This window comes from Streptomyces sp. NPDC042638 (genome assembly GCF_040647235.1).
GTDB classification, from domain to species: Bacteria; Actinomycetota; Actinomycetes; order Streptomycetales; family Streptomycetaceae; genus Streptomyces; species Streptomyces rameus.
Window position 1 is genome coordinate 84,811 of record NZ_JBEZBT010000009.1, and the last position, 22,253, is coordinate 107,063.

At 70.8% G+C, this 22,253-nt stretch carries 16 protein-coding genes and 6 pseudogenes; 13 read left to right on the top strand and 9 right to left on the bottom strand.

The genetic code is table 11. The features are described 5' to 3' along the window. Positions 1–2: 2 nt before the first annotated feature. From AB0B40_RS10675 to AB0B40_RS10700, 6 genes are all read left to right on the top strand, one after another. On the top strand, positions 3–1,148 hold the full coding sequence (locus AB0B40_RS10675) for a VOC family protein (protein ID WP_345047836.1): 1,146 nt from the start codon (positions 3–5) through the stop codon (positions 1,146–1,148). Then, positions 1,145–2,083, top strand: coding sequence for a fumarylacetoacetate hydrolase family protein (locus AB0B40_RS10680; protein ID WP_345047837.1), 939 nt, complete (start codon positions 1,145–1,147; stop codon positions 2,081–2,083). Before AB0B40_RS10675 ends, AB0B40_RS10680 begins: the two co-directional genes overlap by 4 nt. Then, positions 2,080–3,720: a bifunctional 3-(3-hydroxy-phenyl)propionate/3-hydroxycinnamic acid hydroxylase gene (locus AB0B40_RS10685; protein WP_345047839.1), complete on the top strand. Its 1,641-nt coding sequence runs from the start codon at positions 2,080–2,082 to the stop codon at positions 3,718–3,720. The genes AB0B40_RS10680 and AB0B40_RS10685 overlap by 4 nt, the downstream gene beginning before the upstream one ends. Next, positions 3,717–5,750 carry an acetoacetate--CoA ligase gene (locus AB0B40_RS10690; protein WP_345047840.1) on the top strand — a complete coding sequence of 678 codons (2,034 nt, stop codon included), beginning with the start codon at positions 3,717–3,719 and terminating at the stop codon, positions 5,748–5,750. Before AB0B40_RS10685 ends, AB0B40_RS10690 begins: the two co-directional genes overlap by 4 nt. Further along, positions 5,747–6,091: a DoxX family protein gene (locus AB0B40_RS10695; RefSeq protein ID WP_345047841.1), complete on the top strand. Its 345-nt coding sequence runs from the start codon at positions 5,747–5,749 to the stop codon at positions 6,089–6,091. The genes AB0B40_RS10690 and AB0B40_RS10695 overlap by 4 nt, the downstream gene beginning before the upstream one ends. Before the next feature lie 72 nt (positions 6,092–6,163). Next, complete coding sequence (locus AB0B40_RS10700) at positions 6,164–6,868, top strand: hypothetical protein (RefSeq protein ID WP_345047842.1); 705 nt, start codon at positions 6,164–6,166, stop codon at positions 6,866–6,868. Between the two features lie 81 nt (positions 6,869–6,949). Here the strand turns inward: AB0B40_RS10700 and AB0B40_RS10705 are convergent. Then, positions 6,950–7,220, bottom strand: a pseudogene (locus AB0B40_RS10705) (4-hydroxy-2-oxovalerate aldolase); the annotation flags it as partial. A 95-nt stretch (positions 7,221–7,315) separates the two neighbouring features. Continuing rightward, positions 7,316–7,627 (bottom strand): hypothetical protein, encoded by a 312-nt coding sequence (locus AB0B40_RS10710; protein WP_345047844.1) that lies wholly within the window; start codon positions 7,625–7,627, stop codon positions 7,316–7,318. A 309-nt stretch (positions 7,628–7,936) separates the two neighbouring features. Here AB0B40_RS10710 and AB0B40_RS10715 point away from each other — a divergent pair. The 6 genes and pseudogenes from AB0B40_RS10715 to AB0B40_RS10740 all read left to right on the top strand — a co-directional run. Then, positions 7,937–8,089, top strand: a pseudogene (locus AB0B40_RS10715) (SDR family NAD(P)-dependent oxidoreductase); the annotation flags it as partial. A 1,196-nt stretch (positions 8,090–9,285) separates the two neighbouring features. Then, on the top strand, positions 9,286–10,149 hold the full coding sequence (locus AB0B40_RS10720; protein WP_345047955.1) for a GAF and ANTAR domain-containing protein: 864 nt from the start codon (positions 9,286–9,288) through the stop codon (positions 10,147–10,149). Between the two features lie 31 nt (positions 10,150–10,180). Continuing rightward, a complete protein-coding gene (locus AB0B40_RS10725; RefSeq protein WP_345047845.1) occupies positions 10,181–10,906 on the top strand; it encodes a GAF and ANTAR domain-containing protein in 726 nt (241 codons plus the stop codon). 25 nt (positions 10,907–10,931) lie between these two features. Continuing rightward, positions 10,932–13,341: pseudogene (locus AB0B40_RS10730) on the top strand (phosphoketolase family protein). Then, positions 13,323–13,847: pseudogene (locus AB0B40_RS10735) on the top strand (cation-transporting P-type ATPase); the annotation flags it as partial. The pseudogenes AB0B40_RS10730 and AB0B40_RS10735, both read left to right, overlap by 19 nt. A 143-nt stretch (positions 13,848–13,990) precedes the next feature. After that, a complete protein-coding gene (locus AB0B40_RS10740) occupies positions 13,991–15,955 on the top strand; it encodes an HAD-IC family P-type ATPase (protein ID WP_362263712.1) in 1,965 nt (654 codons plus the stop codon). A gap of 73 nt (positions 15,956–16,028) precedes the next feature. Here the strand turns inward: AB0B40_RS10740 and AB0B40_RS10745 are convergent, their stop codons facing one another. The 5 genes and pseudogenes from AB0B40_RS10745 to AB0B40_RS10765 all read right to left on the bottom strand — a co-directional run bounded on the left by AB0B40_RS10745 (position 16,029) and on the right by AB0B40_RS10765 (position 19,724). Then, positions 16,029–17,009 (bottom strand): SPFH domain-containing protein, encoded by a 981-nt coding sequence (locus tag AB0B40_RS10745; protein ID WP_345047850.1) that lies wholly within the window; start codon positions 17,007–17,009, stop codon positions 16,029–16,031. 217 nt (positions 17,010–17,226) lie between these two features. After that, on the bottom strand, positions 17,227–17,547 hold the full coding sequence (locus AB0B40_RS10750; protein ID WP_362263713.1) for a hypothetical protein: 321 nt from the start codon (positions 17,545–17,547) through the stop codon (positions 17,227–17,229). Between the two features lie 343 nt (positions 17,548–17,890). Further along, positions 17,891–18,328, bottom strand: a complete 438-nt coding sequence (locus AB0B40_RS10755) for a DUF5994 family protein (protein WP_362263714.1) — start codon at positions 18,326–18,328, stop codon at positions 17,891–17,893. Between the two features lie 33 nt (positions 18,329–18,361). After that, a pseudogene (locus AB0B40_RS10760) lies at positions 18,362–19,256 on the bottom strand (acyl-CoA desaturase). Between the two features lie 171 nt (positions 19,257–19,427). Then, a complete protein-coding gene (locus tag AB0B40_RS10765; RefSeq protein WP_345047853.1) occupies positions 19,428–19,724 on the bottom strand; it encodes a hypothetical protein in 297 nt (98 codons plus the stop codon). A gap of 554 nt (positions 19,725–20,278) precedes the next feature. On the opposite strand from AB0B40_RS10765, the gene AB0B40_RS10770 reads away from it, so the two are divergent. Further along, positions 20,279–20,866 carry a DUF5994 family protein gene (locus tag AB0B40_RS10770; RefSeq protein WP_362263715.1) on the top strand — a complete coding sequence of 196 codons (588 nt, stop codon included), beginning with the start codon at positions 20,279–20,281 and terminating at the stop codon, positions 20,864–20,866. A gap of 17 nt (positions 20,867–20,883) precedes the next feature. Here the strand turns inward: AB0B40_RS10770 and AB0B40_RS10775 are convergent, their stop codons facing one another. Together AB0B40_RS10775 and AB0B40_RS10780 are read right to left on the bottom strand one after the other, a co-directional pair. Then, a complete protein-coding gene (locus AB0B40_RS10775; RefSeq protein WP_345047856.1) occupies positions 20,884–21,858 on the bottom strand; it encodes a magnesium transporter CorA family protein in 975 nt (324 codons plus the stop codon). A gap of 151 nt (positions 21,859–22,009) precedes the next feature. After that, positions 22,010–22,231 (bottom strand): annotated as a pseudogene (locus AB0B40_RS10780) (DUF5994 family protein); the annotation flags it as partial. Between the last annotated feature and the right edge of the window lie 22 nt (positions 22,232–22,253).

The window sequence follows — 22,253 nt, forward strand, 5'->3', positions numbered from 1 at the left end:
CCATGTCCCACACCCCCGCTAACAGGGCCGATCCCCAGACGCCCCACCAAGATCTCCACAGCGAGCTGGGCGCCCTGCGTGGTGAACACCCCGGACGCGCCCGCAACCCCGTCATCAAGGTGGCCGACCTGGCCTGGCTGGAGTTCGCAAAGCCGGACCTGGACCGGGCCGAGGTGTTCGCCCGTGACTTCGGGTTCGCCATCGCCGCTCGCACCGAGCGGGAACTGTGGCTGCGCGGCACCTTCGCGGGCTCCCCCTGCATGGTCATCCGCCATGGGCCGGCGTCCCGCTTCATCGGGCCGGCGTTCCGCACGGCCGAACGGGCGGATCTCGGCCGGCTGGCCCGCGCGACCCGCACTGACGTACGGGACATCGACGTACCCGGCGGCGGACAGGCGGTCGCCCTGCTCGATCCCTCCGGCTTCCCAGTCCGAGTCGTGCACTGCGCCGAGCAGCTGCCCGCGCTGTCCGAGCAGCAATCGCTGACCCTCAACACCGGAACCGAGCACCGCCGTACGAACGCCACCCAGCGTCCACCTCGCGAGCCGTCGCGTATACAGCGGCTCGGGCACGTGGTGCTGGAGACGCGGGTGTTCATGCGGGCCCTGAACTGGTACCTGGACACCCTCGGGATGATCGTGTCCGACTTCCTGTTCCTGGACGGGCAGCGCCAGCGCGGGCCGACCATGGCGTTCATCCGCTGCGACCAGGGCAGCCTGCCCGTGGACCACCACACCCTCGCCCTGCATCTGGGGCCCGGCACCGATTACGTCCACTCCGCCTACCAGGTCACCGACCTCGACTCGATCGCCGCCGGCGGCGAGTACCTGGCCGAGCGCGGCTACCGGCGCAGCTGGGGCATCGGCCGGCACATCCAGGGCAGCCAGCTCTTCGACTACTGGCGCGACCCCGACCGCTTCATGCTGGAGCACTTCGCCGACGGCGACCTGTTCTCCTGCGACCTCGAACCCGGATGGGCGCCGATGTCGGCGAGCGGCCTCGCGCAGTGGGGTCCGCCCGTCACCCGGGACTTCCTGGGCGCCAACCCCTCCCCCGCCAAGCTGCGTGAGGTCATGACGGCCCTGCGCGGCGACAACGAACTCGACCCCACACGCCTGCTGGGCCTGATGAAAGCGATGAGCTCATGAGCACCAACGTGCTGCGCACCCCCGACGGCTGGTGGGCCGTCCGAAACGAGCGCGCCGTCCGCATCGAGACCAAGGCGGTCACCACCGCCGAACTGCTCGCCGACCGGGCCGCCGTCCGGGAGGCCGCCGCCTCCGACGAGAGCGGCACACCCGTCGCCGACCTGGTCGCGCTGCCCCCGGTCACCACCCCCTGCCGGGTGGTCGCCCAGATGGTCAACTACCGCAGCCACGCCAAGGACTCGGGCTTCACGGGCGACATACCGCCCACCTTCTTCCGCAAGGCGTCCGGCTCGGTCAGCGGCCCGCACGACGCCATCGTCCGCCCCGCGCACGTGAAGTTCCTCGACTACGAGGTGGAACTCGGCCTCGTCATGGGCGCGCCGCTGCCGGTGGCCACCGTCGTGGAAGAGCAGGACCTGCCTACGTATGTCGCCGGCCTGGTCCTCACCAACGACGTCAGCGCCCGCGACGTCCAGCTGACCAAGACCCAGTTCTACGAAAGCAAGTCCTACCCGACCTTCACGCCGACCGGTCCGTATCTGGCCCTGCTGGAGCCAGAGGACTTCGCCCACCTGCTGAACCTTCGGCTGCGGCTGAACGTCAACGGCGTACCGCGACAGGACCGCACCCTCGCCGACATGATCGTACGACCGGCGCAGGCGCTCACCCTGCTCGCTCGTTTCCAGACCCTCGCCCCGGGCGACCTGCTGCTGACCGGCACACCCGGCGGCACCGCCCTCAAGGCCCCGCCCAAGCCGGTCGAGAAGATCAGTGCCCTGCTGCCCCCCGCACTGAAGTGGAAGGCGTTCTTCAAGGGCCAGGCCAAGAACCCCCTCTACCTGCGCAGCGGTGACCTCATCACCGCCACGATCGCCACCGCGGACGGGCGAATCGAGCTCGGCGAGCAGCGGACCCCCGTTACGGACGCACCATGAAGGCAGCATCCCAGAGGCCGGTGGTGATCATCGGTGCGGGACCCGTCGGAGTCACGGCCGCGCTCCTGCTCGCCCGGCACGGAGTGCCCAGCCTGCTCCTCGAACGCCACCGGGACATTTACCCCCTGCCGCGCGCCGTCGTCGTGGACGACGAGGTTCGCCGGATCCTGCAGAGCGTCGGCGTCCACGAGGAGTTCGCCGCCATCGCCCGGCCGGCGCCCGGGCTACGGCTGCTGGACGCCCGGCGCCGCGTGATCAGCGAGTTCCCGCGGTCCATGCACGGACTCCACGGCTTCCCGCAGCTGAGTATGTTCAACCAGCCCGAGCTGGAACGTCTGCTGCGAGGCGCCCTAGCGCGCCGCCCGGAGTGCGAGTTGTGGAGCGGGGTGGAGGTCGTGTCCGTCACCGAGTCCGACACTCCGAGCACCGACGCACCCGACGATCCGGCGGGTCCCGTCCGGGTCACCTTCCGGCGCGGCGGCAGTGACGAGGAGGAACACCTGTGGGCCGATGCCGTCCTCGGCTGCGACGGGGCGGGCAGCCTCACTCGTGACGCCATCGGCGCCGCCTGGGAGGACCTGCACTTCCAGGAGAGCTGGCGGGTCATCGACGTGCGCACCAGCCTCCCGGTGCGCACCTGGGAAGGCGCCGAGCAGATCTGCTGCCCCATCCGGCCGGCCACCTTCATGCGCATCAGCGAGGACCGCTACCGCTGGGAGTTCCGGCTGGCCGACGACCAGAACCTGGAGGGCCCGGACGGATGGGAGCGCCTGCGCGAGCTGGTCGCCCCCTGGGTGGACCTGCCGGCCTCGCAGAGTGACGACTTCGAGGTGGTACGGCAGGCGCAGTACACCTTCCAGGCCCGTCTCGCCGACCGGTGGCGCAGGGGGCGTGTCTTCCTGCTGGGCGACGCCGCCCACCTGACCCCGCCCTTCGTCGGGCAGGGGCTGTGCTCCGGCCTGCGCGACGCCAACAACCTCACCTGGAAACTCGCCCGGGTCCTCCGACAGGGCGCGCCCGAGGAACTGCTGGACACCTACGAACGCGAGCGCAAGCCGCACGCCCGCCATGTGATCCGCGTGGCGGTGGCCGTCGGCTGGGCCATGACCGGCGGACAGGACCGCGGTGCGGCCTTTCGCCGGGCCGTCGTGAGCACGGTCTGTCGCATCCCCGGCGTGACCGAGGCGGTGAGCCGTGACCTCAGCCCCGCCCTGGCCGCCGGCCCGCTGGTACGGCGCCGGCCCAGGCTGGCTGGCCGCGCGCTGGCCGGCACCTTCTGCCCGCAGCCCTGGATACGGCACGACGGCAGGCGAGTGCGTCTGGATGACGTCGTCCGGGACGCCTTCGTCGTCCTGACCGCCGTACCGGCCACGGCGCAGATGACGGCAGTGACCACGGCACTGGGCGCCCCGACGATCCACGTCGATGACCTGGACGACGACGGCACGCTCGCCGCCTGGCTGGCACGCGGCCGAGCGGACGCCGTCCTGCTGCGCCCCGACCGCGTCGTGATGGACAGCGTCCCCGCCGGATCCGGCCACTTCCCGGACCCCACCGCCTGGGCCTCCCTGCTCCACACAGCCCGCCGTACCACCGATGCCCGATCCGTCTCCCTGCCGAGGAGCACCGCACCGTGACCATCCCTCATCCCACGCCGCATCCGGCACCGTTCCTGCCACCCGACCCGAAAACGGCCGCCGGCAGCCGCATCGCGGACTTCGCCCGCTGGGCCGCCCGGCACCAGGGCGCCAAAGGGGTTCCGGACCCGACCGACTACCAGGCCCTGCACCACTGGTCCGTCACCGACCTGGAAGGATTCTGGGCGGCGGTGTGGGAGTACTTCGACGTCGACGCCACCACTCCGTACGAGCGGGTGCTGGCCGAGGAAGCCATGCCCGGCGCCCGCTGGTTCCCCGGCGCCACCCTCAACTACGCCCACCACGCGCTGCGCAACCTGCACCCGGACGCCCCCGCGATCACCGCGCTGGACGAGACCGGCTCCGGCTACGAGATCACAGGCCGACAGCTGCGCGCCCAGGTCGCCTCCGTCGCAGCCACCCTGCGAGACCTGGGCGTCGGACAGGGCGACAGAGTGGTCGGCTACCTGCCCAACACCCCCCACGCCGTCATCGCTTTCCTCGCCACCGCCAGCCTGGGCGCGGTGTGGTCGGTGTGCGGCCAGGACTACGCACCCCAGGCCGCAGCCGACCGCTTCGCCCAGCTCGAACCCACGGTGCTCATCACGGCGGACGGCTACCTCTTCAACGGCACCGCGCACGACCGCCGCGCAGCCTCCCTCGACCTGGCCGCCGCCCTGCCCACGCTCAAGGCCACGATTCTCGTGGACCACTTGGGCCTTGCGTGGCCCGCGACCCGGGTCGCGAGGCTGACGGTTCCCTGGGAGGACGCGGCCGGCCGCACCGAGTACCTCGCCATCACCCCGGTTCCGTTCGACCACCCGCTGTGGATCGTCTTCTCCTCCGGTACCACCGGGCTGCCCAAAGGCATCGTCCACGGCCACGGAGGCGTCCTGCTGGAACACCTCAAGATCCTCGGCCTGCACTGCGACCTGGGCGTCGGAGACCGCTTGCTGTGGTACACCACCACCCACTGGATGATGTGGAACCTGGTCGTCGCCACCCTGCTGACCGGCGCCGCCACCTGCACCTACGACGGCAGCCCCGCGCCGGTGGCGCGCCCGGACGTCCTGTGGGAGCTGGCGGCCCGCCACAAGGTCACCGTCTTCGGCACCAGTCCCCAGTACCTGCTGGCCATGGCCAAGCTCGGCGTCGACCCCGCCGTGCACGACCTGTCGGCGATCCGCGTCATCGGCAGCACCGGCTCCGCCCTGCCGGCCTCCGCCTACCCCTGGGTCCGCGACCACGTCGGCGCAGGCGTCCAGCTCGCCTCCACCAGCGGCGGCACGGACGTCGTCTCCGGCTTCGCCGGCAGCGCCCCCACCACCCCGGTGTGGGCGGGTGAACTGTCGGCCCCCAACCTCGGCGTGGCGCTCGCGGCGTACGACGGCGCGGGCCGGCCGGTCGTCGACCAGGTCGGTGAACTGGTCGTCACCCGCCCCATGCCGTCGATGCCGCTGTACTTCTGGAACGACCCTGACGGCAGTCGCTACCGCGACGCCTACTTCAGCGCCTATCCGGGCGTGTGGCGGCACGGGGACTGGATCACTCTCACCTCCCACGGCTCGGTGATCGTGCACGGCCGCTCCGACGCCACGCTCAACCGCAACGGCGTACGCCTGGGCAGCGCCGACATCCACGACATCGTCGAACGCCTCCCCGAGATCACCGAAGCCCTCGTCATCGGCGCGGAAGAACCCGACGGCGCTTACTGGATGCCGCTCTTCGTGGTCCTCGCCGACGGGGTCGGTCTGGACGAGTCCCTGTGCGAGAAGATCCGTGACGCGATCCGTACCGGCGCCTCACCCCGCCATGTCCCCGACGAGATCCTCGCCGTACCGGCCATCCCGCACACGAAGACCGGCAAGAAGCTCGAGGTCCCGGTCAAGCGCCTCCTCCAGGGCGCACCCGCCGAGCAGGTCCTCAACCCCTCCGCGGTCGACAACCCCGACCTGATCGCCCACTTCGCCGGCCTGGGAGCCGAACGCCGCCAGGCCCGTCGTCCGCACACCCCCGAAGGCGTCTCGTGATCCTGTCCGCCTCGCTCTGTCTCATCGCGTTGATCTTCGCCCTGCTGGGCGCGGCCAAGATCCTGGCCCTGGGTCCGATGCCCGAGCTGGCCGCCCACGCCGGCTTCACCACTGCGGCCTACCGGGTCATCGGCGGGCTGGAGCTGGCGGGCGCCATCGGCGTGGCCCTCGGCCCGGTCGTACCGCTGTGCGGCGGGCTGGCCGGTATCGGGCTGCTGATGCTGCTCGCCGGTGCCGTGACGACGCACGTCCGCAAGGGCGACGGGCTGACCAAGCTCCTCCCCTCGGTGACATGCGCGGGCCTGGTCGCCTGGTATCTCGTACTCCTCGCCGGCCTCTGACCCGTTCCGGGAGACTGTTGGCGGCCACTCGTCCTGTTAGCGAGCCCACGGCGGGGCTGGCAGACTGACTCTGTGCTTCCGCTGATGGTCGCGGCGGATCAGATCGCGTCCTCATCTCTTACCGGCGCCAGTGTGGTGTCAGTCTGCGCACTGCTCTTCACCGTCGCGTCGTTCTGGTGGCTCAACGCCCGACAGGGACGCCTGCAGGCGTGGGAACCTCATTCCTTCGCGGCCATCGTCCACGGTTCCACGGCACGCCTACGACTGCCTCTCGTCCTGCACAACACCGGTCCCAAACCGATCGTCGTGCAGGACCTCATCCTGACCTTCCCCGATGAGCCCGCCTCTCATCTGCCACTCCTGTGGGTGTCCTCCGCGTCCCGGCTCCAACCGGGGCCGGACGAGGAGGCGAAGCTGCCCGCCGGGTTCGTCGTCCCCGGCAGAGAAGCGCAACAGCTCTTCCTCGAGTTCGAGGCACCGTTTTCCGGATTCCTCCCGGAGGCCCGTGACTACAAGGCCCAGATACAGGTGCGGGTCGGCCACCGCAAGGGTTGGCGGCCCCTGCTGACGTTCAGCTTGAGGGCCGCCAACATCATCGATCCAGGTCGCTACACCGTCTACAACAACGCACCGGTCGAGCTGACGAAGGAAGATCAGAGGAGAGCGGATGCCGCGCTCCTCGAACTGCTGGAAGAGCACGGGGACCGCTCCCCTCCGGGCGGCAGGAGACAGGGAGACCCTCCGAATGACGAAGGTGACGCCGACACGAGCCGCTGACAACGCCGTCCGTCCTCTGACGTGGACAGCGGTGGCACCGGCCCCGCCGGGCCACCACAGCCACCGCACCGATCACTCGCGTCAGTCGACGCAACCGGCCGCCGCGAGGTCGAGCGCAATGTCCGTGATCATGCCCGCCTGGCCGCCGACCATCCTGCGCCGGCCGGTTTCGATAGGGATCGCCCGGGTGTCCAGGCCGTGACGGCGTGCCGCGGCAACGGCGTGCTGGAGGAACCCGGAGTACACGCCCGCGTACCCGAGGGCGAGCATCTCGCGGTCCACCTGCACCTCGCGGGCCTGCAGGGGGCGGACGATATCGGTCGGCAGCGTCCATCAGGCGGAACAGGTCGCAGCTTCCGCGATCATGAACAGCCTGCGGACCTACGACCTGTGCCATGTGGTACCCAGTGAGGGACCCAGGATCAGGACGGGGGCTGTTCTGGCCCGTCAAAGCGGTATTGCAGGGTGTTCGGGTCTTGCCCTGCTGGGTGCGGCGTTCGCAGTACGCCTGGGTGCGGGGATCAAAGCGATGCGCTGGGCCAGCAGGCTCAGGGTGATGCGGGTGGCCTGGGCCACGGCGTCCTCATCTCCCTCGCCGTCGCGCGGGCTGAGGCCCGCGCAGGTGCGGAACAGCCCGCGGTTGCCCAGACTGGACAGCCGTTCCCGCAGGGCCGGGTCGGCTATGACCAGAACGGCCTTGAGCTGATTGATCGCCTGGGTGCGAGCCTTGACCGCGGAATCCTCGGCGAGTTTGAACATCCGGGCGCTGTGCACCGGACCGTCGCCGTTTTGGCGCGGGCCCGGGCGCGACCGCTGAGCGCGGCCGGTGCAGCAGCCAGCGAATGGCAGTGCCCACAGCTCCTTCGTTATCCCGGACCACGTCGGGTGGGGAGGTGGTGGCCACTGACCGTAACGCCCGGGACGCCGACCGTCTTCGACAGCAGGCCGTCCAGGTCGGCGTCAAGGTGGCGGGGCCGCTGGAGGTCACCAGTGACGTGGGTTTTCGCTGGCAGATGGAGACCAACGCGCTCGGCACGTCCCGGGTGACCAAGTCGCCTCCCCGCCCTACGCGCCGCACGACGAGGGCAGCTGATCTTCATATCGTCCGTGGCGGGCTTCGCCGTGCGCCCTTGTCCCGCCGCGTACTCCGCGAGCAAGTCCGCCGTCGAGGGCATCGCCGAGGCCTGTTCTTCGAGCTCGCCTCTGTCACCATCGCGGTGAGCCTGATCGAACCCGGCGGCCTCCCCACCGCCTGGGCGACAGCCGGCGCCCTGCCCGGACCCTCTGTCTGGACCAGAGGTCGAAATCGGCTCGCCCCCGGATTTCTCCCACGCTCTTCCGCAGCCGCCCGGTTGTCAGATTCCGGCCCGTTCGGATCCACCGCGGCGAAGGGCCGGGGACTATGCTGATGAACGGACGCCCAGGACCTCGGTGGACGCACGGCCTGCTGACCACGATGCCACGGGAGCGGATTCTCGTCCGGACCCGTCGCATCTTCGAGGAGTTCCCTGTCGGGCACCGAATCCAGGAGCGCGGAACCCCGGCCTGGTGACTCACTCACGTCCTGGTACGCCCCGACCTCGGTCGCACCCCGCCGGGTACGAAGCACCGCGCCTCGCGGGCGGTGCCCGGTAGCGGTCCCGAGAACACCTGAACGGCTGGAACAGAGGTGTCATGCCTTACTCTGCGGCTGTCCATCCGCCTGCGGGGCTCGCGTCCGCTCGCGCCGCCCTCGTCCCTTCCAGCGGGCGGAGGCGCCATGATCATCTCTCCGGCCCGCGGTCAGCCGTGGAGCGGAGGCGGTCGCGAACAGCCCGCCGTGGAAGCGATGTGCCCGCGCCGGCTCAGCCGCCGGCAGCCCGCCTGTTCCCGCGGGGATCTTGCGGGTTCATCGCGGAGTCCCGTGCGGCGGCGTCCGGCGAAGATGCGCGCGAGCCGAGCCCGGAAGTCCGTCCAGGACGCCTCGCCGTCGCCGTACGGCAGCCCGGATTCTCCGTGGTGGTCTCGGAGGCCGCGGCCCTGGAGGGCTGCGGGTTCGGATCTTCCCCGGGGTGGCGGCACCGGCGGCTCCCCCACGCGGCCCCGGCCCCCCGTGCCGTACGCGGTGACGGCTTCGGGGGGCCGGGATTCGGCGGAGGGCTCCCGCCCGCCGCCGGCCGGATCACCGGCGCCGGCGCCGGCTTCGCGGGGCTCCTGGTTCACCCGCACGAGCGGCACCGGGATGTGGCCCGACGGTTGCGGGAACCGCTCCTCTCCGAGCGCCAGGCATCACTCGGTGTCGCCTTGGCGGACCGGGCCGACGAGCCGATCGTGGCCTCCCGGCGCTCCTGGCGCGGGAAAGGCGTCGGAAACGTCCGCGGGCCGGCCGACGGTCCCGTGTTCCTGGCGCTGACTCCCTCCTTGATCCCGTGGTCACCGTGATCCCCGGCAGCCGGTCGGCGCGGATCCAGGCTCTCGTGGCCGAGCAGGCGGCCCTGCGCGGCCACCGGGTCGGCCTCCTCGACGTGTGTACGGCGGCGGTGGCGGCGCTGCCGGTCGGCGGGGCCGGGGTGTCCGCGATGTCCCGCGACCGGGCGAGTCATCCGCTGTGCAGCACCGACTCCGTCAGTCAGCAGCTGGAAGAACTCCAGCTCACACTGGGCGAGGGGCCGTGCGTGGATGCCTTTGTCCTCGGCTCCTCGGTCCTCTGCACCGACTTGTTGGCCGCTGAACTCCAGCGGCATTGGATGGTGTTCGCCGACGCGGCTCTGGAAGCCGGAGCCAGGGCGGTCTTCGCTTTCCCCCTCCAGATCGGTGCCATCAGTCCCGGCGTACTCGACCTGTACTCCAGCAGCTCGGTCGAGCTGGACGCGGACGAGGTGGCCGACGCGATGGCCTTCGCCGACACCGCCACGTTGCTTCTGCTCGACGCCGGGATCAGCGAGACGGGCGCCCCGTCCGACACCGGCGCGTCCGGCACCGACGTGAGCGGCACCGACGTGAGCGGCACGGACCGGCCGGACGCCGCGCCCTTCGACGACCTGGGCGGTTACCGGGCCGAGATCGACCAGGCCACCGGCATCCTCATGGTCCAGCTCGGCGTCGGCGTCGAGGAAGCCTTCATCCGGCTGCGCGCCCACGCGTACGCCCGGGGGACACGGATCTCGGCGGTCGCCGCCGACGTGGTCGCCCACCGGCTCCGCTTCCCCCCGGAGACGACACCGTCCGACGTGAGACCGCCGGATGCGCGTCCCGCCGATACGCAACCGCCGGATGTGCGACCGCCCGACGAGGAGCCCTGATGCTCACGCCCCACAAACAGAGGTGTGCACGATGAAGGAACAGCTGATGGCCCGGACGTTCGTCGAGCTGGCGGACAGTCTCGTCGCCGACTTCGACCTCATGGACTTCCTGCGCCTGCTCACCGACCGCTGCGTCGATCTGCTCGACGCGAGTGCGGCGGGCGTCCTGCTCGCCGACCGCGACGGAGTGCTGCGCGTCATGGCCGCTTCCGACGAACGGGTGCGCCTCCTCGAACTCTTCCAGCTCCAGAACCACGAAGGCCCCTGCCTGGACTGCTTCCACACCGGGACCACCGTCTCCGTTCCCGACCTGCGCGACGAAGCGGCGCGCTGGCCTCTGTTCACCGCCCAGGCGCAGCGCCTCGGCTTCACCGCCGTCCAGGCGCTGCCCATGCGCCTGCGCGACGAGGCCGTCGGCGCCCTCAACCTCTTCCACACCACCCCGGGGCCCATCAGCCCCGCCGCCACCCCCTTCGCACAGGCCCTCGCCGACGTCGCCACCATCAGCCTGCTGCAACAACGCACCACCGAGCGCAGCACCCTCCTCAACGAACAGCTGCAGACCGCCCTCAACAGCCGCGTCCTGATCGAACAGGCCAAGGGGAAGCTCGCCGAACGCCGCCACACGGACATGGAACGGGCCTTCACGGCGCTGCGCGCCTACGCCCGCGCCCACAACCGCCGCCTGGCGGACGTCGCCCGCGCCTTCATCGACGAAACCGAGCACCTCCCCGATCTCAGTCCGGGAAATTCCTGATCATCCCCTGCGAGAAGGGTTCGTCATGCCACTCGGCCCCCCTACCGGGATCACCCTCGACACTCCGGGCACGCCCGACCGCCTCGACCAGGAGGAGCTGAGCGCTCTGGACGCCCATTGGCGGGCGGCGAACTACCTGGCCGTCGGGCAGATCTACCTCATGGCCAACCCTCTGCTGACCGAGCCATTGGCGCCTGAGCACGTCAAGCCGCGACTGCTCGGGCACTGGGGCACCTCACCGGGCCTGAACCTCGTCCACACCCACCTCAACAGGGTCGTCAAGGCGAGGAACCTGGACGCGATCTGTGTCTGGGGGCCCGGTCACGGCGGGCCGGCCGTGGTGGCGAACTCCTGGCTGGAGGGCACCTACACCGAGACGTACCCGGACATCACGCGGGACGCGGCCGGCATGACCCGCCTCTTCCGGCAGTTCTCCTTCCCGGGCGGCATCCCCAGTCATGTCGCACCCGAGACCCCCGGATCGATCCACGAGGGCGGCGAGCTGGGTTACTCGCTCTCGCACGCCTACGGGGCCGCGTTCGACAATCCGGGGCTCCTGGTGGCCTGCGTGATCGGCGACGGTGAGGCCGAGACGGGCCCACTGGCCGCCTCCTGGCACTCGAACAAGTTCCTCGACCCGGTACGGGACGGTGCCGTCCTGCCGATCCTGCACCTCAACGGCTACAAGATCGCCAACCCGACGGTCCTGGCCCGGATACCGGAGCCCGAACTCGACGCCCTGCTCAGGGGATACGGCCACGAGCCCCTCCATGTCACCGGGGACGACCCTCACGCCGTCCACCAGACGATGGCTCGCGCCATGGACGAGTCCCTGGACCGTATCGCCGCCTTCCAGCACGCCGCCCGCACCGGTTCCGTCATCACCGAACGCCCACGCTGGCCGGTGATCGTGCTACGCACACCCAAGGGCTGGACCGGGCCGGCCGAGGTCGACGGCTTCCCGGTGGAGGGCACCTGGCGAGCGCACCAGGTGCCGCTGCGGGCCGTACGCGAGAACCCGGACCACCTGCGGCAGTTGGAGCGGTGGCTGCGCTCGTACCGGCCCGAGGAACTCTTCGACGAGCATGGACGCCCCCGGGAACAGGTCCTCGTCTGCGTCCCCGACGGTGCACACCGCCTGGGCGCCAGCCCGCACACCAACGGCGGCCTGCTGCTGCACGACCTGCCCATGCCGTCCCTGGAGCGGTTCGCCGTCCCGGTCGACAAGCCCGGCGTGACGGCGCACGAGCCGACCCGCGTCCTCGGCGACCTGCTGGCGCAGGTGATGGCCGACACGGGCGAGCGGCGCGACTTCCGGCTGGTCGGGCCGGACGAGACGGCCTCCAACCGCCTTCAGGCCGTCTACGAGGCGAGCGGCAAGGCGTGGGAGGCCCAGGTCCTGCCCACGGACGAGCACCTGGAGCGCGGTGGCCGGGTGGTGGAGATCCTCTCCGAACACCTGTCAGGGCTGGCTGGAGGGCTATCTCCTGACCGGCCGGCATGGCCTGTTCTCCTGCTACGAGGCTTTCGTCCACATCGTCGACTCCATGGCGAACCAGCACATCAAGTGGCTGCGCGTCGCCCGCCGGCTCCCCTGGCGCCGGCCCATCGCCTCCCTCAACTACCTGCTGACCTCGCACGTGTGGCGCCAGGACAGCAACGGCTTCTCACATCAGGACCCCGGTTTCGTCGACCACGTACTGAACAAGTCGCCCGAGGTCGTGCGGGTCTACTATCCGCCGGACGCCAACACCCTGCTGTGCGTCGCGGATCACGTGCTGCGCAGCCGCGACTACGTCAACGTCGTGGTCGCGGGCAAGCAGCCCTGCTTCGACTGGCTCGGCCTCGAAGCCGCCCGCGCGCACTGTGCCCGCGGCGCCGGCATCTGGGACTGGGCCGGCACCGAGTCCGAGCCCGGCGAGCCCGACGTGGTGCTCGCCTGCGCGGGCGACGTACCCACCCTCGAAGTGCTGGCCGCGGCCTCACTGCTCCGCCGCCACCTGCCCGAACTCGCGGTACGCGTGGTCAACGTCGTCGACATCGCCCGGCTCCTGCCCGCGGAGGAACATCCGCACGGGATGCCCGACAGCGAGTACGACGCGCTGTTCACCCCCGACAAGCCCGTCGTCTTCGCCTACCACGGCTATCCGTGGCTCATCCACCGGCTCGCCTACCGCCGCGCCAACCACCCGCACCTGCACGTACGCGGCTACAAGGAGGAGGGCACCACGACGACCCCGTTCGACATGGTCGTACGCAACGACCTCGACCGGTACCGGCTGGTCGTGGACGTCATCGACCGGGTGCCCGGTCTCGCGGTCCGCGCGGCCGAGCTGAGGCAGCGGATGGTCGACGTCCGTTACCGCCATCACGACTGGATCCGCGCCCATGGGGCGGACCTGCCCGAGGTCGCCGAATGGACCTGGAGTCAGTGACCACGGAGTCGGTGACCACCCGTACGGCGGAGCTGCGGGTGGGGGACGCCGCCGCCGAGGACGCGGAGGCCGTGCTGGCCGCGCTCGCGAGCAGCCCCGACGGCCTGTCGGGGGGTGAGGCGGCCGAGCGGCTCGCGGCCTTCGGGCCGGACGCCGTTCGCACGCACCACGTCCGCGTTCTGGCGGTCCTCGGGCGGCAGCTGCGCAGCGCCCTGCTGATCCTGCTGGCGGTGACGGCCGGGGTCTCGTTCTTCTTCGGCGAGCGGACCGGCGCGGTCATCATCGCGGGGATTCTGGTGCTGAGCGTGGCGCTGGGTTTCGTCAACGAGTACCGGGCGGAGAAGGCGGCACAGGCCCTGCACTCGCGGGTGCGGCACACGGCCGTCGTGGTCCGGGACGGCCCGGCCACCGAGGTCGACGTGACCGAGCTGGTGCCGGGCGATGTCGTGCGTCTGACGCTGGGGCAGGTGGTGCCCGCGGACCTGCGCCTGCTGGAGTGCACCGCGTTCGCCTGCGACGAGAGCGTCCTCACCGGGGAGTCCGCCCCCGCCGACAAGGACCCGGAACCGGTCGCCACGGGGGCGGCACTGGCCGAGCTGACCTCCTGCGCGCTGATGGGGACCGTGGTGCACGGGGCAGCGCCACCGGAGTGGTCGTCGCCACCGGTGGCTGTGCCGAGGTCGGGCGGATCGCGCTGGGGCTGGGAGAACGGCAGCCGGAGACCGACTTCCAGGCCGGGCTGCGCCGCTTCTCCATGCTCCTCCTCAAAGTCGCCGCCGCCCTCACCACCGGAATCTTCGTCATCAACCTCCTGCTCCACCGCCCGCTGCTCGACGCCCTGCTCTTCTCGCTGGCCATCGCGGTGGGCATCACCCCGCAGCTGCTGCCCGCCGTGGTGAGCACGAGCCTGGCCACCGGCTCACGGCAGCTGGCGCGGCGCAAGGTCCTCGTCAAACGGCTGGTGTGCATCGAGGACCTGGGCGACATGGACGTCCTGGTCACCGACAAGACCGGCACGCTCACCGAGGGCCGCATCCGTTTCGAGGCGGCCCTCGACCCGGCCGGTACACCCTCCGACACGGTGCTGGAGCTGGGCCTGCTGGCCACCGAGGGCGACCTCGACCACGTGGGCGGCAACGCGCTGGACAGCGCGCTGTGGCAGGCGACGGCTACACCCCCGGCCGGACACCACCGGCTCGCGCTGCTGCCCTTCGACCACGACCGACAGCTGGGCTCCGCGCTCGTCGAGCGTGCGGACGGCAGCCGCCTGCTCGTCGCCAAGGGTGCGCCCGAGGCGGTCCTGGCCCGCTGCGGTGACGTACCGGAGGCGGCCGCGGCGGTGCTCCAGGAGCACTTCGCGGCGGGCAGCCGGGTGGTCGCCGTGGCCACCCGGGCCGCTGATGGGCAGACGTCCCTCACGGCCGCCGACGAGTACCGGCTGCGTCTGGCAGGCTTCCTGGTCTTCCTCGATCCGCCCAAGGCCGGTGCCGCCGCCTCGCTGCGCCGCCTCGCCGGCCTCGGCATCACCGTCAAGATCTGTACGGGCGACAACGCGCTCGTCGCCCAGAAGGTCTGCGCCGACCTCGGCCTGCCGCCCGGCCGCGCCCTCACCGGCCAGGACATCGGGGAGCTGGACGACGACCAGCTGACGAGGGTGGCCGAGACCACCACCGTCTTCGCCCGCGTCTCGCCCCAGGACAAGGCCCGAGTCGTACGGGCGCTGCGGCGCCGGGGCCGGGACATCGGGTTCCTGGGCGACGGCGTCAACGACGCGCTGGCCCTGCACGCCGCCGACGTGGGGCTGTCCGTGGACACCGCGACCGACGTGGCCAAGGACGCGGCCGACGTCCTGCTCCTGGAGAAGGACCTGGGGGTTCTCGCCGACGGGGTCACCGAGGGCCGCCGGATCTTCGCCAACACCATCAAGTACGTCCTGATGGGCACCTCCAGCAACTTCGGCAACATGTTCAGCGCGGCCGGAGCCTCCCTGGTGCTGCCGTTCCTGCCGATGCTGCCCTCGCAGATCCTGCTCAACAACCTCCTTTACGACGCGGGGCAGTTGACCATCCCCACCGACCACGTCGACCCGGAGCAGCTGCACGCGCCCTCGCACTGGGACATCGCCTTCATCCGTCGCTTCATGCTCTTCTTCGGGCCCGTCAGCTCCCTCTTCGACTTCCTCACCTTCGCGGTCATGATCGAGATCTTTCACACCGGCGCCGAGCTGTTCCGCTCCGGTTGGTTCGTGGAGTCCCTCGCCACGCAGGCGCTGGTCGTCTTCGCCATCCGCACGCGCCGGGTGCCGTTCTACCGCAGCCGGCCCAGCCGCCCCCTGCTGGTCAGCGCCATAGGTGTCGTCGCCGTCGGTGTCGCACTGCCGATGTCCCCGCTCGCGGGACCACTCGGCTTCCGGTCACTGCCGCTCGGACTCGTCCTCGCCCTGGCCCTGATGGTCGTGCTCTACCTGGTACTGATCGAGGGCGCCAAGCATGTCTTCTACACCCGGGCCGACGCACAGGCCGCGCTTCCACCGGTACGCCACCGCACCCTCCGGCATCGCATCCAACGGCGTGCCGGCCGCTTCAGCCACCCCGGACCGCTGCGACCCCGGTGACACGCTGTCACCAGGGCCGTCAGCGGCACCACCCCACGGAGACGATCACATCATCCCGGGTGGCCCGGAACGGTCAACCGCTCAGTGATTCCTCGGCGTCCCGGCGCGTCGGCCAGTTGTCCCGCCGCTCCCGGGCGACCTCCGCACGGCTGCCGGCCCGCTCCCCGGGCAGGGAGACCGACGGTGCGAGGGCCGGTGCGGGGGTGGCGGGCTCGGGGATCACGGCGCTGGTGGACAGCGCGGGGCGCCTGGTGATCCGGTGCACGCGCCGTCCGGCCGACTCGCCGTCGGTTTCCCTGCTCTGGTGGTCGAAGAAGCGGAGCATCTCCACGGGGAACGGCATCACGAGGGTGCTGTTCTTCTCGGCGGAGACGTCCACCACGGTCTGCAGCAGGCGCAGTTGGAGTGCTCCGGGGGTGTCGGCCATCGTCGCGGCGGCGTCGGTCAGCCGCTGGGACGCCTGGAACTCTCCGTCGGCCGCGATGACCCGCGCGCGGCGTTCCCGCTCGGCCTCGGCCTGCTTCGACATCGAGCGCATCATCGACTCCGGAAGGGCTATGTCCTTGATCTCGACGCGTTCGATGCGCAGTCCCCAGGGCTCCTCGGTGGGGGCGTCCATCACCTTCTTGAGTTCCGCGTTGATGTGGTCGCGGTCGGAGAGCAGCGTGTCCAGGTCGGCCCTGCCGATGACCGAGCGGAGCGACGTCTGCGCGATCTGGGAGACGGCGGCAGGATAGTTGCGCACGTTCACCAGGGCCTTGACTGGGTCGATGACCTTGAAGTAGACGACCGCGTCGACGGTGAGCGTCACGTTGTCGGCGGTGATGGATCCTTGCGGCGGGATGCCGAGGACCTCGGTCTGGACGGACACCTTCCTCATCCGGTCCCCGATCGGCCGGATGACCCGCAGGCCCGGCCCGCGGATGTCCGGCAGCAGCCGCCCGAAACGGAACACGACGCCCTTCTCGTACTGCTGGACGTTGCGCACGCTCAGGGCGAGCAGTACCAGCCCGGCCACGGCGCACACCGCCAGCACGGCGATCAGAACACCCATGGTTGTCACTTTCCTTACGTCGATGACGGTCCCGGACCCGAGCGGTCCGGGAAGCACACGGCACGGGAGACCCCGGCCTGTCGTCTGCGGTGCGGCCGGGGTCTCGGGCTGCTTTTCTCTGGTGTGTCGGTCCCGGCTCAGCCGGGAGCACTCTGCGGTACGCCGGTCCGGGCTCCGCCGACCGTGGCCCCGGTGGCCGCTGGAGTGCGTACGGCCCTCACCTCGCCGTCGGCGGAGCGGACACCGCCGGGATCTGCGGGCGCGCCGCGGGATCGCGGACTTCGTGGTCTTCCTCGGAGTCCCAGGCAGCCTGAACGGCCGAGTCGGTCTCCGACATCGTGCGCAGAAGCGCCGCCTCCACCATCAGCCGGTTCACGTGCGAGGTGCGCAGGCAGTCTCTGCCGGCGGCCATCAGCCAGAGGGCCGAGACGGGCGTCGGCTGCATCTGGCCGCCGAAGAGCACCGCCCCCAGGCCGGCCGGCCAGTACGGGCGGTTAGTCAGGCCCCCGGTGATCAGCCCCGACAGCGGATCGAGCACGGCCGTCGGCGAGGAACCGGGAGGAGCGGAAGGGATCCGGAGTGACGTAGAGAAGGCCGGACTCCCGGGGATCGGCGTGGGGGAAATGGTCGCAGTCATGACGCGAACCCTGCTCCGGGCAGACCGGAACCGGCCCGGCGTGATCAAATCGCCGAAAGTGACAACGACCGGAAGCCGGTGCACGAAATACCCTCGGTAACACCAGCGTACTCCGTCGACGGTCCGAGCGGACTCCCCGTCCGGGTGGCGCGGCCGGTCCAGGGCCGGGCACGTGGAGCCTCCCCGGCCGGGTCCCGTGACGACACCCCCGGGCCCGCACCCGGGGGTGGTCCGAAGGCCACCGTCAACGGACTGCGACTCCCAAGTCCACTCCGTCCCGCACGACGGCGGCCATACTCTCCATGAGCCGCTCGGCCTCCGCGTCCGTGGCGGAGGGCGGCACCACCAGCAGGTCCCACCGGCCACGGCCGGGCGCCAGCAGGCAGACGGTGGACGGGGAGCGCTGGGTGGTCGTCCGGCGCAGGCGTACGACCTGGTTGGCGACGAGCAGCCGGCCCGAAAACGGGGACCATACGGCCTCATCCACGAGGACGCTGGTGACCTGTCCCCAGCCGTGCGGCAGGACGCCCAGCAGCCCGGGCAGTTCGGACGCCAGGTCGGGCGACCGGGGCCACCAGGCGCCGTCGATGCGCCGGGCCATGTGGCCCTGTGCCGGCTGGGGCACCAGGCGCAGGCGGACGGCGGACGTCGAGGAGAGCGGGGGCGGTGGGGCGAGTGTCATGGGAACTCCTGAAGGGGATGCGGCCGTTCGGATTCACACGCGGCGGGCGGCGATACGGTCCGGGGTGGGCCAGCGCACGTCCCTGACCCGGCCGAGGCGTTCGAAGAAGCGGATCAAGGCGGGCGGACGGATCGAGCCGGCCGCGGTCGACGCCGTGCCGGGCGCAGGCGGGGTCGGCGTGGTGCAGGTTGTCCGCCCTGACCGCCCTGCTGTGGGCGGGACTTGCCCCATCGCCCTGCTCCACCACGTGACGTGGAGCGTGCACTCTCTCTGCCATGTGACCGGTGAGCGCCCGTTGGGTACCCGTCGTCTCGACCGCGCCACCGACCTGTGGCCCGTGGCCAGCGATGGGGGTCCCCCCGCGCGAGCGAAGCCGAGCGCGGGAAAGCGTCGCGGACGTGCGGTCGTTGCGGAACGACCAGCCGACGTGGGCATCCACGAGTCCCCGCAACCGGCCGCATACGGAGGTGCCGTAGCGATACGGGGAGTGAGGATCGCCCGGCCGGTCGGTGAGGGCATGATGGCGGCGATGGATGGCGACCCAGCCGATCACGTCCCCTTGGAAGCTCATGGACCCGGCCACCGCGAGCGCGGGGCGCAGCGGCCGTACGGCCCGGTAGCTGCCGTGGGTCGGACCACGGTGGAAGCCGACCGTGACGCCGAGGCCCGTGACCGTGCAGAGCACCGCGGTGAGCAGGACATCGACGGGATGGATCAGGCGCCCCCACAGCAGCCGGACGGCCGGACCGAGTGCCAGGAACGGGAGAAGGACGATCAACGCCGAGATCGCCAGGGACAGCCGCTGGGTACCGGTGCGCTCGGCAGCCGTTCCCTCGCGCGGGAAGGCTGCGCTCCCGTCGTACTCCGGGGACGGCGGGGCGCCTTCCGGCGGGACGGCGGACGGGGAGCGGAGAATACGGAGAGACATGCGCGGTCCTCGACCTCGGTGACGACAGTGCGGCCGGGGTCTTGGGCTGCGCCGCTTCGGCGTGGGTGCGTAACGGCATCGCTGAGAGCGGATGCGAGTCGCACGGACGGTGGATACGGGAGCTACAGGGGCTTGGGCTGGTGAGGACGTGGGGAGTGGGCGGCGGGGCCGTCAGGCGGTCTCGCCCTGGTGGGTGCGATCGGCGGGCGGTCTGCTGGAGTCGAGCCAGGAGCCGAGCGGACCGGCGGCACGCGAGGCGTCCAGTGTGAGGTGCAGCCGCGTCCCGGTTCCCGAGGGGCCGGGATAGCTGCGCTGTTCATCACCGGCGAACAGCAGCCGGAGCGCGTCCGCGACGCGTCGGGCCGCTTCGGGGTCCGCGGAGACCAGGCGGACCTCCACCCGGTCCTGCTCGCTCGGCTCGTGCTCGGCTTCGGGACGGGGTGCGCGGTGCGGGGCTTCGGATGTCATAGGGCGGAACCTGGCCCGGACCTGAGCGGCCCACATCTGTCGTGCGACGAGGACGAGACCGGACCGGACACCGGCGTACGACGTGCCCTCGACGTTTTCAGCCTACTCCTGCCGCTCGGGACAGCCGCTCCGGCACATCCGAGTGGTGCGGTAGCGCCGAGTCACCGGCCGCCGCCCGATGATGGGTTGACCGGGCGGCCGATCATGAACAGCTCCGCGGACGACGAAGTGACTCGGCGGCCAGTCACACCGTTGACCTTGCCGTGTGGCAGGCCGTGGGCGGCGGGGCCGTCAGGCCGCTCTGGTGGGGACCGGCGGGGGCCGCCCCTGGCGCGCTCGGCTTGTGCGGCCGGACCGGTCTGATCACCTGCGCCGGCCCCTGGTTGCCCTCGGCCCACTCCTGCCGGTACGACGGCCACCGCGGCGAGTGGCGGAAGGAGTACGGTGAAGACACCGAGGGTATTTCGCACACCGGCTTCCACGCCGGGTCGTTCTCGGTGAGAGATGAAACCCGGGCCGTAACCCCAGGGGCGGCCCGGAGACGGGTCCGCACCATGACCGCGACCTTCGAAGCGACCCTGCCGCGGCCCGCCCCCGTAGCAACCCCTCCCGCCCGCCTCGTACTGAAGGCGGACGGCCCCTCCCGTGGGCTCCTGGACGGCGCCTGGTGGCCGCGCTCGCGCGACCTGCTGCGCGAACTACCCGCACTGACCGACGCGCTGGACCCCGTCTGGGGCCGCATCACCCGTATCGCCGTCAACCCCGAGCACTGGCCTGTCATCCCGCACAAGGTGCCCGTCGACGGTCATGTCGTGAAGGTCGGCTGGTTCACGCCGGAGATCGACCCGCACAAGCTGTTGCTGCTCTCCTACGGCACCGGACGCTGGGATCTGCTCGTCATCCCACCCGAGACCGGCGCGCAGTCGGCCGCCCGCCTGATGGCGGCCGCATCCGACTACGACGGCCCACCGCTGACCGCGAGCGCACTCATCGCCGCGGACCTGGCCGCGCACGCGGTCTCCATGGCCGACCGGCCACTCGGTGCGGACGAGGCTTGGGAGTACGAGGGCGGTGCCTGCGTGACGTCCGCAGCGGTACCGGCAGAGACCGGCGACGTCAGCCGCCTGATCATCGGCATGTGAGACAGCCGTAGGTGTGGTCAGAGCCAGTCCCAGTGCTTGAAAGCGAAGTACAGCGTCAGAGAGAAAGCGACGATGACGGCGCTGGAAACGATGAATCCCGACTGGTGTCCGAAGCCGGGGTAGGGAAGGTTCTGTCCGTAGAAGCCAGTGATCGCCGTGGGCACGGCGATGATCGCGGCCCAGCTCGTCACCTTCTTCATGATCAGGTTCATCCGGTTCGCCTGCACCGACAAGTTGGTCTCCATCACCGAGGCCACCAGGTCGCGCAGCGACTCCGTCCACTCGCTGGCACGCAGCACGTGGTCGTACACATCTTGGTAGTAAGGCAGCAGGGGAGCGTCGACGACGTCGAGGTCGGGGCGCATGAGGGCGTTGACGACCTCCCGCATGGGCAGGACCACGCGACGGAGCCGGACCAGTGATTTCCGCAGGGCGTAGGACCGGCGCTGTACGGTCTGGATCTGCCGGCCGCCTTCGGCGAAGAGCAGATCGTCCAGTTCCTCGATACGTTCGTCGAGCTGCCGTACCGCGGCGAAGTGCCCGTCGACGACATGGTCGAGCAGGCCGTGGAGCAGAAAGGCGACCCCGTGTGCCGCCAGAGCCGGGGCACGGTCCCAGCGGGCGACCAGCTCGTCGAGGGCGAACGCGGCGTCCTTGCGGACGGTGATCAGCGCCTGTGGCGTGAGGATGACCGCGAGCTCGCTCATCGTCAGTCCTGCGCCGTCCGGGTCGACGGCGACCGCGTAGACGCTGAGGAAGTGATGGGTACGGTAGTTGTCGAGTTTCGCCCGCTGTCCCTCGTGCAGCGCGTCCTCGAGAGCCAGCTCGTGGAGGCCGAGTTCCGCGCCGACCGCCGTGAACTCGGCGCGGTCCGGGCGGTACAGGTCCAACCACACGGTCGAAGACCGGTCCGCCAGATGCTGGGAGATGTCCCGGACCGGGAAGTCCTCCTCGACCAGGGAGCCGTCGCGGTACAGCCGAGTACGGGCCATATCGCGCACCCTAACGGCACTGGCGGAACATCAGCGGACACCACTACCGGGCATCCACTCCGAAGGGCGGCACCGCCTCGATCGCGTTGAAGTCGGGGGCCTCCCGGCAAAGACGGCCCTACGGGCGCCCGGACCTCCAGAGCGTGGCGTTTCACGCCGGTCCGAGGGTCCGCCGTGGGATCGGCTGTGCCTGATGGGTGCCGGTGGCGATGAGGATCTGTGCGGCATGGGTGACGTTGTCGGCTCGGAGGGCCCTGGCCATCGCGGCAAGGGCGGCGTCGGGTGTCGCGTGCGGCGGGACCACGAGAAGGGAGAAGTGGTCCCCGTCGCCCCGAGTGATCAGGACGGTGTCATCACCGGGAGCAGACCTGATCATGGCCGTCGACCGCTACCCC

Excerpts from the sequence above, each read along its gene's own strand:
- AB0B40_RS10745 (WP_345047850.1), bottom strand. The coding sequence starts at position 17,009 with ATGGGTGTTCTGATCGCCGTGCTGGCGGTGTGCGCCGTGGCCGGGCTG.
- AB0B40_RS10680 (WP_345047837.1), top strand. The coding sequence starts at position 1,145 with ATGAGCACCAACGTGCTGCGCACCCCCGACGGCTGGTGGGCCGTCCGA.
- AB0B40_RS10755 (WP_362263714.1), bottom strand. The coding sequence starts at position 18,328 with ATGACACTCGCCCCACCGCCCCCGCTCTCCTCGACGTCCGCCGTCCGC.
- AB0B40_RS10710 (WP_345047844.1), bottom strand. The coding sequence starts at position 7,627 with ATGTTCAAACTCGCCGAGGATTCCGCGGTCAAGGCTCGCACCCAGGCG.
- AB0B40_RS10725 (WP_345047845.1), top strand. The coding sequence starts at position 10,181 with ATGAAGGAACAGCTGATGGCCCGGACGTTCGTCGAGCTGGCGGACAGT.
- AB0B40_RS10685 (WP_345047839.1), top strand. The coding sequence starts at position 2,080 with ATGAAGGCAGCATCCCAGAGGCCGGTGGTGATCATCGGTGCGGGACCC.
- AB0B40_RS10675 (WP_345047836.1), top strand. The coding sequence starts at position 3 with ATGTCCCACACCCCCGCTAACAGGGCCGATCCCCAGACGCCCCACCAA.
- AB0B40_RS10765 (WP_345047853.1), bottom strand. The coding sequence starts at position 19,724 with ATGACATCCGAAGCCCCGCACCGCGCACCCCGTCCCGAAGCCGAGCAC.
- AB0B40_RS10775 (WP_345047856.1), bottom strand. The coding sequence starts at position 21,858 with ATGGCCCGTACTCGGCTGTACCGCGACGGCTCCCTGGTCGAGGAGGAC.
- AB0B40_RS10770 (WP_362263715.1), top strand. The coding sequence starts at position 20,279 with ATGACCGCGACCTTCGAAGCGACCCTGCCGCGGCCCGCCCCCGTAGCA.